Source organism: Micromonospora sp. DT44, assembly GCF_049841635.1.
Lineage (GTDB): Bacteria > Actinomycetota > Actinomycetes > Mycobacteriales > Micromonosporaceae > Micromonospora.
The window spans coordinates 1-11,564 of sequence record NZ_JBNCKS010000015.1; the positions used below are offsets into that span (position 1 = coordinate 1).

The 11,564-nt window shown below is 72.1% G+C and carries 10 protein-coding genes; 3 read left to right on the forward strand and 7 right to left on the reverse strand.

All coding sequences use genetic code 11. The annotated features are described in order from the left end of the window. Positions 1-79: 79 nt before the first annotated feature. Positions 80-514 (reverse strand): hypothetical protein, encoded by a 435-nt coding sequence (locus tag ACLQ25_RS11095; RefSeq protein ID WP_425730797.1) that lies wholly within the window; start codon positions 512-514, stop codon positions 80-82. 313 nt (positions 515-827) lie between these two features. On the opposite strand from ACLQ25_RS11095, the gene ACLQ25_RS11100 reads away from it, so the two are divergent. Together ACLQ25_RS11100 and ACLQ25_RS11105 are read left to right on the forward strand one after the other, a co-directional pair. Next, complete coding sequence (locus ACLQ25_RS11100; protein ID WP_425730798.1) at positions 828-3,530, forward strand: FtsK/SpoIIIE domain-containing protein; 2,703 nt, start codon at positions 828-830, stop codon at positions 3,528-3,530. After that, complete coding sequence (locus ACLQ25_RS11105; protein ID WP_425730799.1) at positions 3,523-4,242, forward strand: hypothetical protein; 720 nt, start codon at positions 3,523-3,525, stop codon at positions 4,240-4,242. Before ACLQ25_RS11100 ends, ACLQ25_RS11105 begins: the two co-directional genes overlap by 8 nt. A gap of 36 nt (positions 4,243-4,278) precedes the next feature. Here ACLQ25_RS11105 and folE read toward each other — a convergent pair whose 3' ends face one another. The 4 genes from folE to ACLQ25_RS11125 form a co-directional block, all read right to left on the reverse strand. Then, positions 4,279-4,944, reverse strand: a complete 666-nt coding sequence (gene folE, locus ACLQ25_RS11110) for a GTP cyclohydrolase I FolE (RefSeq protein WP_425730882.1) — start codon at positions 4,942-4,944, stop codon at positions 4,279-4,281. Positions 4,945-4,979: 35 nt separating this feature from the next. Then, entirely contained in the window at positions 4,980-7,001 is a 2,022-nt protein-coding gene (ftsH, locus tag ACLQ25_RS11115) for an ATP-dependent zinc metalloprotease FtsH (RefSeq protein WP_425730800.1), read from the reverse strand. A 464-nt stretch (positions 7,002-7,465) separates the two neighbouring features. Next, positions 7,466-8,041: a hypoxanthine phosphoribosyltransferase gene (gene hpt, locus ACLQ25_RS11120; RefSeq protein ID WP_425730801.1), complete on the reverse strand. Its 576-nt coding sequence runs from the start codon at positions 8,039-8,041 to the stop codon at positions 7,466-7,468. A 100-nt stretch (positions 8,042-8,141) separates the two neighbouring features. Further along, positions 8,142-8,291 (reverse strand): hypothetical protein, encoded by a 150-nt coding sequence (locus ACLQ25_RS11125; RefSeq protein ID WP_355052605.1) that lies wholly within the window; start codon positions 8,289-8,291, stop codon positions 8,142-8,144. 138 nt (positions 8,292-8,429) lie between these two features. On the opposite strand from ACLQ25_RS11125, the gene ACLQ25_RS11130 reads away from it, so the two are divergent. Further along, the gene (locus ACLQ25_RS11130; RefSeq protein ID WP_355052503.1) at positions 8,430-9,410 is read left to right on the forward strand and encodes a GlxA family transcriptional regulator; all 981 of its coding nucleotides are present in this window, start codon (positions 8,430-8,432) and stop codon (positions 9,408-9,410) included. Here the strand turns inward: ACLQ25_RS11130 and tilS are convergent. Then, positions 9,397-10,389, reverse strand: coding sequence for a tRNA lysidine(34) synthetase TilS (gene tilS / locus ACLQ25_RS11135; protein ID WP_425730802.1), 993 nt, complete (start codon positions 10,387-10,389; stop codon positions 9,397-9,399). The two genes, ACLQ25_RS11130 and tilS, sit on opposite strands and share 14 nt — an antisense overlap. A gap of 10 nt (positions 10,390-10,399) precedes the next feature. Then, entirely contained in the window at positions 10,400-11,470 is a 1,071-nt protein-coding gene (locus ACLQ25_RS11140; RefSeq protein WP_425730803.1) for a zinc-dependent metalloprotease, read from the reverse strand. Positions 11,471-11,564: the final 94 nt, after the last annotated feature.

The window sequence follows — 11,564 nt, forward strand, 5'->3', positions numbered from 1 at the left end:
CCAGGCCACCACCAGTATCAACATCATCAGCCCGGACCCTTGACGACCACACCCACCGCCTAACTGAACGGCGTTGCATCTAGCCGACCTTCGCGCCAGTACATACACGCCAACCGTCTCTGTCCTGGACATCGAACCGCCAAGTGTCAGCCAGACTCTGTTGAATCCCATCGATCGATGCACTACGGCGGATTACAGCGACGACCGAGGCATTACTCGAATTAATCTTCGCGACGCTGACACCTTCAATGTTGATCGAAAATGAAACGCCAAGTTCTTGCTCACGTCGGACTGCTTGCGCATTGAACTCATCCAGAGCCGGGACCGACCCATCACAAGTAAATAACTTGGCTCTGTTGGGGTCGCGAGACACAAGCGCTGCCTGCAGATAGTTGACGACGACCACGTCGGGGGCGCTGCGGTCCGGGGCAGCGGCGCGGTTGTAGAGCACGAAACCTGTCGCCACCCCACCGAGCAGGAGCAGTGCGAGCACACCACCCACAACGATGAGCACGGTGCGCAGCCGGCGGCGTCGTGGCTGTGGTGCCGGCGTTGGCGGGGCCGGCGGCAGCTGTTCGGACGGAGTCCGCTGGGCCGGTACGCGGGAGACCTGGGAACCGGCGGGGGGCTGCACTGATTCCACCTCCTGACGTTAACGGCTGGACGGCCCGGAGCCAATGCCTCAGATCCAGCGGATCGTGACGGACCACTCCCCACCGGTGACATCCGCGACAACACCGGCGCACCGCCGCAGTACCTCCCAGGGGTGGGGCTCTGGCTGGGATACCGTCACTGCTCGGGGAGGGGTTGCCGACCTCGGTGAGGGGGTGGACACGGTGGCCGGTCCGAAGGCACGCACGAACCGCGCCGCGGCGCTGCACCGCCGGGCTGCCGCTGTCGTCACCGCCGCCGCCGGAATCCTCGACGAGGTACGCCCGGCCCCTGCGGATCAGCGCCGCCAGTACGAGTTGGCCGAGCGGCTTCAGCTGGTTGCCGCGCGGCTGGCCCCGGGCTGGTCGGGAGCCGCTCTGGATTCACTCGACGTGGGCTCTCCGGCGGGTGACGGCCCACCGCCGTTCGTGCGGGTCGGCACGGCGGCGCCCTTGGACGACGCCCGGTTCCCCGCTCTGGTGCCGCTGGTTCGTACGGGCCATCTGAGCGTGGATGCCGACGGGCGGGAGCCTCGGGTGGCGGGGCTGCTGCGGGCCGTGGTGCTGCGGCTGCTGGGCGCCGCGCCCGCGGGCGCGCTGCTGGTTCGCGCCGTGGATGCCACGGGTGCCGTGCTGACGCCGTTCGGCGCGCTGGCCGACGCGGGGCTGCTGCCCCCGCCAGCGGTGGACGTGGCGGGTCTGCGCGCGGTGTTGACGGAGGCGGAGCAGTGGGTGACGCCGGGAGCGAGCGGACGGCGTCGGCACGACCGTACGCTGCTGCTGGTGGTCGCCGCGCTGCCGGAGTTGACCGGCCCGACCGATCTGGCGCGGATCGAGGCGCTGGCCGAGCAGGGACCGGCGGCGGGGCTGCACCTGGTGGTGGCGGGGTGGCCGCCGCCCGGCCCGTACGCGTCCCGGGATCCGTTGCCCCGGGCCACCTCGCTGGTGTTGCGCAACGCGTACGCGCTGCTCGGCGACCCGCCGGGCGCATCGTTCGCGAGCCCCGGGGCCGAGGCGCCGGGTGGGATGAACTCGCCGATCTTCGTGGAGACGGACCCACCAGCGGATCTCGTCGACGCGGTCTGTCGGCGGCTCGCCGCCCAGGTGGAGGCGGGCTCCCGGTTGGCGTTGGCGGATCTGTTGCCGGAGACGGGTGACAGCCTGTGGACGGCGGATTCCTCGGACAGCCTCACCACGATGGTGGGTGATGCGGGCGGTCGGCCGGTGCCGCTGGGCTTCACGGAGCTGACGCCGCACTGGCTGGTGAGTGGCCGGTCCGGCGCGGGTCGTGCCGCGTTCCTGACCACCGCCCTGCTGGGGCTGGCCGCCCGGTACGGCCCGGACGATCTGGCGCTCTACCTGGCCGACCTGGGCGACGGCGAGTCGTTCGTGGAGTTCCTGCAGACCGAGCGGGACCGCTCCTGGGTTCCGCACGTGCGGGCGGCGGCCATGGCTGCCGACCGGGAGTATGTCCGGGACCTGTTCGACCAGCTGACGGCCGAGGTGCAGCGCCGCGCGGAGGCGGCGGAGCGGGCCGGCGGGCAGCGCTTCGCGGAGCTGCGCCAGCACCGTCCGCTGCCTCGCATCGTCTGTGTCGTGGACAATGTGCCGCTGCTCTTCGCCGAGCGGGATCGGCTGGCCACCGAGCTGGCCGCGCAGGTGGACGCGTTGGCCCGGTCCGGTCGGGCGTACGGCGTGCACCTGGTGCTGGCCGGCGCGGGTGAGCTGGGGTTGAGTGCCCGCACGGATGCCGGGCACCGGGATTCGGCGCTCGGGCAGTTTCCGGTACGGGTGGCGTTGCCGGGCGGCGGCCCGGTGTTGGAGCCGACAAACGATTCGGCCGCCGGTCTGCCGGTGGGCAGCGCGGTGGTGAACACCGCCGGAGGGTTGGGCGGCCCGCGTGGCGCGATCCGTGGTCACGAGCGGTTGATCCGCCACCCCGATCCGCTCGACGATCCGGCGGTGGTCGAACGGCTGCGGCACGAGCTGTGGGCGGCCCGACCGCCGGAGGCGGTGCCGCCCGTGGTGTTCGCCGGGTACGCCCGTCCGCTGCTGGGCAACGATCCGCGTCACCGGGCGGCCCTGGCGGGGCGGGCCGGTGGCCCGGCGGCCCTGCTCGGTCGGGCGGTGGACGTGGCCCGTACGACGGTCGCCGTACCGATGGGGCCTGCTCCTGGACGTAACCTCGCGGTGCTGGGCTCGGGCGCGGCGGCGGGTGGCCTGCTGGCGACGGCGGCCCGGAGCACCGCGAGCCACCACGCGGCGGGCACCGCCCGGTTCCTGGTGGCCGCGCCCGACCAGGGGGCTCGCCCGCTGGCGGAGGCGTTGACGGCCGAGCTGGCGGCCCGTCATCCGGCCCGACTGGTGGACCTGCCGACGCTGTTGGCGGACGCCGACGACGAGCTGCCGACGTACCTGGTGGTCTTCGGGTTGGATCGGCCCGGGTCCCGGGATCTGCCGGCGGATCGGTTGCGGGCGCTGCTGCGGGACGGGCCACCGGCGGGCCGGCACCTGCTGGGTTGGTGGCGGGCGGTGCCGCCATTCGCCGCGCTGCTGGAGCCGGACGGCGAGGTCGACAAACTGGCCGCCGTCGTGGCGCTGGACGTGCCGGCCGCGCAGCTCGCCGCCGTGTTCGGCAGGCCGGTCCAGTGGCGGGCGCGCCCGGATCGGGCGGCGCTGTGGGATGGTCCCGACGAGCGGGGCACGATCCTGGTGCCGTTCGCGGACGAGGCAGGGCGCGCGGACGAGGCGGGGCGACCGGACGAGGCGGAGCGCGCGGACGAGGCGGGGCGCGCGGACGAGGCGGGGCGCGCGGACGAGGCAGGGCGACCGGACGAGATGGGACGCGCGGGCGATGCGGGCCGAGCCGGCGATGCGTAGAGAGGGTGCCGAGGTGAGGGCGACGGCGACCGGTCCGGGTCCGCAGCGGACCGCCGGTCCGGACGCTGGCACGGCACCTGTCGACGGCTGGGCCGAGTACCTGGCGGCGGCCCGTCAGCTCGATGCGGTTCGTCGCAGCGCGGCGACCGCCGCCGGTGAGCAGGCCCGCTCGGCGGAAGCAGCCCGGGAGGAGCTGACGGTGGTGCGCGCCGGGCTCGCCACCCAGCAGGAGCGGTTGCGGGAGCGGGGCGTACCGGCGATCTCGCTGGTGCCGTCGCCACCGGAGCTGACGGAGGCCGCCCGGTCGATGGCCGGCGGCCCGGCTGCCGTCCTGGCGGCGCTGCGGACCGCACGGGGTCGGGCCGAGGCGGCGGATGCGGCGTTGGCCGCGCGCCGCGGCCTCCGACCGACCTCCTGGCCCGCGCGGGCCCGAAACCTCCTGGTGTACGGGCCGCTGGCGCTGCTGGCGCCGCTGATCCAGATCATCGTGTACGCGACGACCGGGTCAGGCCCGGCCAGCGTGATGGCCCTGGTCGGCGGGCTGCCGATGCCGGCGGCCGCCTTCGCCGTCGGCTGGGTGTGTGTCGGCCGGGTGTTCCGTGCCGCCCCCGACGACCAGGTGGACCGTACGGTGCGCTTCGGTGTGCTGGTCTGCCTGGTGCCGGCGGTCCTGGTCACGACCGGTCTGCTGCTGGCTCTGCTGGCCGGCTGACCCACCGGCTACCCAGCCGGCGGTCGCGCGGGTGGGTCAGCGGGGAAGGATCAGGGCCATCGCCTCGGCCCGCGACTTCGAGTCCGTCTGCAGGATGCCCCGCACCGCCGACGTGATGGTCTTGGCACCGGACTTCTGGATGCCGCGCATCGCCATGCACATGTGCTCGCATTCCAGCACGACGACGACGCCGCGCGGGGCGAGCTTGCTCATCAGCAGGTCGGCCACCTGCGAGGTGAGCCGCTCCTGCACCTGAGGTCGGCGGGCGAACACCTCGACGAGGCGGGCCAGCTTGGACAGGCCGGTGATCCGTCCGTCCGGGCCGGGGATGTAGCCGATGTTCGCGCTGCCCCGGAACGGCAGCAGGTGGTGCTCGCAGAGGCTCATCACGTCGATGTCGCGGACGATCACCAGCTCTTCGTGGTTGGCCTCGAAGGTGGTGCTGAGCACCTGTGCCGGGTCGACGCGCAGGCCAGCGAAGAGTTCGGCGTACGCGCGGGCGACCCGGGCCGGGGTCTGTTGGAGGCCGTCCCGGTCCGGGTCCTCGCCGACCGCGATCAGGATCTCGCGGACAGCTCTCTCGATCCGGCCGAGGTCGACCGCGTCCTCGACGGGACGGCCGGTCAGCTTGCCGCTGATCAACCGGGCGGCGACGTAGTCCAGCTCGTCGTCCCCGTCGGGTTCGGTCGCGGAAACGGCCAGCTCCCGGTGGGGGGAGCTGGCCGTCGGGTCGTTGCTCAGTGCGTGCCGTCCGAGTTGTTGCTGGACGACGATCCGCCTCCGACGGACGCCTGCGCGCCGTCGGCCTCGGCCTGCGCCTTGAGCTTGTCCTTCTCCGCTGGGGTGAGCACGGGCGGCTCGGTAGACGGCATGCGCTTGCCGAAGCCGTTGTACGGGGCGAGCGGCGGGCGCTTGACCACCCGGGAGCAGATCCGCGCCATGTCGGCGGTGGAGAGAGTTTCCTTCTCCATCAGCTCGAGCACGATGTTGTCCAGGACGTCCCGGTATTCCACCAGGATCTCCCACGCCTCGTCGTGCGCCAGCTCGACAAGTGCCCGCATCTCGCCGTCGATCTCGGCGGCCACCGAGTCCGAGTAGTCCCGCTCGTGGCCCATGTTGCGGCCGAGGAACGGCTCGTCCCCGCTGGTGCCGTACTTGATCGCGCCGAGCTTGGAGCTCATGCCGTACTGGGTGATCATCGCGCGGGCCAACTGGGTGGCCTTCTCGATGTCGTTGCCGGCACCGGTGGTCGGCTCGTGGAAGACAAGCTCCTCGGCGGCCCGGCCGCCCAGCGCGTACGCCAGGGTGTCGATCATCTCGGCGCGGGTCTGGGTGTACTTGTCCTCGGTCGGCAGCACCAGGGTGTGGCCCAGCGAGCGGCCACGGGACAGGATCGTCACCTTGTGCACCGGCGCGGCGTGCGGCAGCGCCCAGGCGACCAACGCGTGGCCACCCTCGTGATACGCGGTGATCTTCTTTTCCTGGTCGCTCATCACGCGGGTCCGCCGCTGCGGACCGGCGACCACCCGGTCGATCGACTCTTCCAGCGAGTCGTTGGAGATCGCGCGCTGCTCCTTACGAGCGGTGAGCAGGGCCGACTCGTTGATCACGTTGGCCAGGTCGGCGCCGCTGAAGCCCGGCGTGCGGCGGGCCACCGCGTCGAGGTCGACGTCGGGCGTGAACGGCTTGCCCTTGGCGTGCACCCGAAGGATGGCCTTGCGGCCCTCCATGTCGGGGGCGTCCACCGGGATCTGCCGGTCGAACCGGCCCGGGCGCAGCAGCGCCGGGTCGAGGATGTCCGGCCGGTTGGTGGCCGCGATCAGGATGACCCCGCCCTTGGTGTCGAAGCCGTCCATCTCGACGAGCAGCTGGTTGAGCGTCTGCTCCCGCTCGTCGTGGCCGCCGCCCATGCCGGCGCCGCGGTGGCGGCCGACGGCGTCGATCTCGTCGACGAAGACGATCGCCGGGGCGTTCGTCTTGGCCTGCTCGAACAGGTCACGGACCCGGCTGGCGCCGACGCCGACGAACATCTCCACGAAGTCCGAGCCGGAGATGGAGTAGAAGGGCACTCCGGCCTCGCCGGCGACCGCGCGGGCCAGCAGCGTCTTACCCGTTCCGGGCGGGCCGAACAGCAGCACGCCCTTCGGGATCTTGGCGCCCAGGGCCTGGTACTTGGCCGGGTTCTGCAGGAAGTCCTTGATCTCGTACAGCTCTTCGACGGCCTCCTCGGCACCCGCGACGTCCGCGAAGGTCGTCTTCGGGGTGTCCTTGGTGATCATCTTCGCCTTGGACTTGCCGAAGTTGAGCACCCGGGAGCCGCCGCCCTGCATCTGCGACATGAAGAACAGCAGCAGGAGGACGAGCAGCGCGATCGGCAGCAGGTTGACCAGCAGGCTCACCCAGATGCTGTCCGAGGAGACCTTGGCGTCGGCCGGGCCGGTGACCCGGTTGGCCGCCTTGGCCGCGAGCACCTCGTTCCAGACCTCGTCGCCCACCTGGTACGGGAACTGGGCTTCGATCCGGTCGGTGGTGGTCTCACCGAACTTGGTCTTGTTCTTCAGGTCGAGCTGGAGCGTCTGCTCCTTGTCCTGGAAGATGACCTTGTTGATCTGTGCGGTGTGGAGCTGGTCGAGCGCAACGGAAGTGTCCACGCGGTGGTAGCTGGGACCAGCGGTGAACAGCTGACTGAGCACAACGGCGCCGAGGATGACCAGGATGATCCAGACCACCGGTCGGCGGAAGAAACGCGTACGTTCCATACTGTTGTCGAGCGCCGGAGCGCCCGCATCCTCCTGATCGACGTCCTGACCGTCTGATGGTGTCGCCGCGGTGAGCGGCGGCCGGAGCCGCCGTGCGGGCCGGCCTCGACCCCGAGGCACCGAAACTGCCGCGCCGCGGTCATTCGACGGTACACCGTGTACGCGAGGAGTGAGCTTGCGAGCCCCGCAGTCGTACACAATCACAGCGGTGTACGCGAGGAGTGAGCTGGTGAGCCCCGCAGTCGTGCACCGTCGAATCGGGTCCGGGAAGGAACCGGCGTGGCGGGGAGTCCGGCCCGGCCACCCGAACGCCCGGTCACGCGGTCGAGGGGTCGGACGAGGAGTTACCTCCACGCCACCGGGGTCCACCGTAACCGCAAGAGCTGAGAGCCCGCTGAATGTCTGCTTGACGAACGCCGATACGAATCGCCCTCATCCGGGTCGGCGGCGGCCGGCGTCCGGGTTCAGGAGCGGGCGTAGACCTCGGGCTTGAGCACCCCGACGTAGGGCAGTTCCCGGTAGCGCTCGCCGAAGTCGAGGCCGTAGCCGACCACGAACTCGGTGGGGATGTCGAAGCCGACGTACTTCACCGGCACCGGCACCTTGACCGCGTCCGGCTTACGGAAGAGCGCCACCACCTCGACGCTCGCCGCCGAGCGCGACTCCAGGTAGCGCAGCAGCCAGGAGAGCGTCAGACCGGAGTCGACGATGTCCTCGACGACCACGACGTGCCGACCGGCGATGTCGCGGTCGAGGTCCTTGAGGATGCGGACCACCCCGGAGGAGGTCGTGCCCTGGCCGTACGAGGAGATGGCCATGAAGTCGAGTTCGGCCGGGGGGCCGCTGCGACCCAGAGCCCGGGCGAAGTCCGCCATGAACATCACCGCACCCTTGAGCACGCAGACCAGCAGCAGTCCGTCGCTCACGTGGGCGTAGTCGGCGGAGACCTGCTTGGCCAGCTCCGCTGTCTTCTCGCGGATCTGCGCCTCGGAGATGATCACGTGGTCGATGTCGGCGTCGTACCAGGAGCCGTCAGCCATGACTCCTAGCCTGCCGTACGTCGGATGGCCTCCGTCGGCGGGGCCGCACCTTTCGGCACGGTCCCGCCCAGGATTTTTACCGCGAAGGGTGCTAAAAGCATCAGCTGGTACGGGACCGCCAGCGGCGGCCGTCCTCGCTGGGCTTCCAGTCGGCCGAGTCGTGGCTGTCCACGGTGAGGTTGGCCGCCGAGGCGGCGACGAGCAGAACGAGGAACAGGAGGAAGAACAGGAACTCCATGGCGGCGCTCACTTTCGCATGATTGCTATCGGTTTCGCCGCCGGTGCGCACCGGACTGAGACCAGTCTGTGCCGACGCGCACCGCCCGGACAGTGGCAGAGATGCCATTGGTCATCGATTTACTGCCACCTCTCGGGTTACCCTCGTCACATGCTCCGATCCGTCGCCGTCCTCGCCCTGGACCAGGTCGCTCCCTTCGAGCTCGGGGTGCTCGCGGAGGTCTTCGGCACCGACCGGACGGCCGACGGCTTCCCCGCGTACCGCTTCGACGTGTGCAGTCCCGACGGCGCCGCCGTGCGCACCTCGGCGGGCTTTCACCTCACGCCGAACGCCGACCTGGCCCCGCTCGAGGAGGCCGATCTGGTGGCCGTTCCGGCACATGGCCAGGGCACTGTCGTACCCGACTGTGTGCTCGACGCGTTGCGCCGCGCCGACGCGCGCGGGGCCCACCTCATCAGCGTCTGCTCCGGGGCCTTCCTGCTCGGCGAGGCCGGACTGCTCGACGACCGGGAGTGCACCACCCACTGGCGGTACGTGGACGAGCTGCAACGCCGGCATCCCCGCGCCCGGGTGCGGTGCAACTCCCTGTACGTCCAGGACGGTCGGCTGCTCACCAGCGCCGGCACCGCGGCCGGTATCGACGCCTGTCTGCACCTGGTCCGCCAGGTGCACGGCTCGGCCACCGCGACCCGGCTGGCCCGGCGGATGGTGGTTCCGCCGCACCGCGACGGCGGCCAGTCGCAGTACGTCGAGGCGCCGATCCCGAAGGCCCCCGAGGCGCCCACCCTGGAACCGGTGCTGGAGTGGCTGATGGGGCACCTGGACCGGACGATCACGGTGGAGGAGTTGGCCGCCCGCGCCGGCATGGCCCCCCGGACGTTCGCCCGGCGGTTCCGGGCCGAGACCGGCACCACCCCGCACGACTGGCTCACCAACCAGCGGGTGCTGCTCGCCCGACGACTGCTCGAGGAGACGCCGCTGAGCGTGGAGGCCGTCGCCGACCAGGCCGGTTTCGGTGACGCCGCGGCGCTGCGCCACCACTTCAGCCGCCGGGTCGGCGCCACCCCGCACAGCTACCGGACGACCTTCCGGGACCGGACCGACGGCGCGGCGGCCCTCAGCCCGAGGTGAGGACCGCCAGTCGGTCGCCCCGACGGAGTACGCGAATGCCCCCGGGCAGGTCGGTCGGACCCTGACCGTGCCAGTCGGTGACCAGGGCGTCCAGTGCCCCGACGTGCCGGTGCGACAGCGCGCCCCCGACCGCGCCCAACTCAAGGGCCCAGGCGTGCAGCACCCGACCGCGTACGGCGGCGGTCAGGCCGGCCAACTCCGCCACCGCGAGCCCACCGGCGGGATGCCGGGATGTCACCAGCGCCATCGCCGCGATCTCGTCGAGGGCGGTGTTGTCCGCCGCCACCAGCCGGGCGGTACGCGCCAGGTTGGCCACCACACCCGGCCCGAGCGCCCGTACCAACGCCGGCAGCACATCGGCCCGGACCCGGGAGCGGGCGTACGAGGGGTCGGTGTTGTGCGGGTCCTGCCAGGGGCGGAGCCCGAGGACGGCACAGGCGACGCGGGTCTGCTCCCGGCCGATCTCGAGCAGCGGACGCAGCAGCGGCACCCCGGCCAGCTCCCGCCGATCGGGCATCCCGGCCAGCCCGCGCGGGCCGGCGCCCCGGGCGAGCGCGAGCAGCACCGTCTCCGCCTGGTCGTCGCGCGTGTGGCCGGTGAGCACCGCGACCGCCCCGTGCTGCCGTGCGGCCTCGGCCAACGCCTCGTAGCGGGCCTGGCGGGCCGCCGCCTCCGGCCCGCCCGGACGGCCGGCCACGTCCACCCGCACCGCCACGACCGGCGCGAACCCGGCCTCCCGGGCCCAGGCGGCCACCGCCTCCGCGCGCCGTGCCGAACCGTCCTGCAGGCCGTGGTCCACGGTCACCAGGCCGGCGGGAAGACCCAGCCGGGGCGCCACGAACACGGTCGCCGCCGCCAGGGCCAACGAGTCGGCCCCACCGGAGCAGGCGACCAGCACCGGCCCGCCGGACGGCAGGTGGGTCAGCGCGCGACGGACCGCCACCCGGATCGCGGCCACCGGTGGGGCGAGCGCGGCCACCGGCGGACGGTCAGCCGGCGAACGGAACGGTGCCGGCCGGGCCGTGCACGCGCGCCACCCAGGCGTCCGGGTCGCCCAGCTCCGACAGCCGGGGCAGGGTGAGCGGTGAGTTGAAGATCTGGTTGAAGCCGTCCATGCCGACGCGCTCGACCACGCCGTGCACGAACTTGCGACCCTCGGCGTACTGGCGCATCTTGACGTCCACCCCGAGCAGCCGCCGGATCGCCTTCTCCAACGGGTTGCCCGCCTCACGGCGACGGTTGAACGAGGCCCGGATCCGCTCCACGCTCGGGATCACCTGCGGGCCGACGCCGTCCATCACGAACTCGGCGTGCCCCTCCAACAGGGTCATCAGCGCGGTGAGGCGGTCGAGGACGGCCCGCTGCGCCGGGGTCTGCACGATGTCCAGCACGCTCGTCCGGCTCTCCGGGTCGCGGACCGCCTCGGACAGCGTCGCGACACCGCGCCGCAGCCGCTCGACGAGATGTTCGCCGCCGGCGGACGAGGCGTCCACGAACGCCTGGACCTCGCCGAGGAAATAGGCCCGCATCCAGGGCACGGCGGTGAACTGGGTGCGGTGGGTGACCTCGTGCAGGCAGACCCACAGCCGGAAGTCCCGGGAGTCGGCTTCGAGCTTGCGCTCCAACTCGACGATGTTGGGCGCCACCAGGAGCAGCTGCCCCGGGTCGGCGGAGAAGACCTCGTACTGGCCGAGGACCCGGCCGGACAGGTAGGCCAGGACGGTGCCGGCCTGCACCCCGGTCAGCCGCGACCCGATCGCCCCGGTGAGCGCGCCGGGCTGCTTGTCGCCGGACAGCCGGCTGACCAGTGGGGTGATCACCTCACGCAGCCCGGCGATGTTGGTGGCCGCCCAGTCCCGCCGGTCGACCACCCGCACCGGCGGGTGCGCCACCTGCGCCCGCAGGCCGGTGTAGTCGGCCACGTGCCCGGCGGCCTCGTCGGTCAGCCGACGCAGGTCGCCGACGACGTCGGTGGCCTCGGTGTACGACACCCGGGGGCCCGACTTGCTCAACGCCCCCGCGGTGGCGGCGGCCAGATCCCAGTCCACGAACTGCGCCATGAACCCACCGTACCCGCGTCGCGACACCCCGGCCCGGGCTCGCGTCGGCGATCGACGCCGGTCGCGGCCCCGCAGGCCGACCCGGACCGGGCCC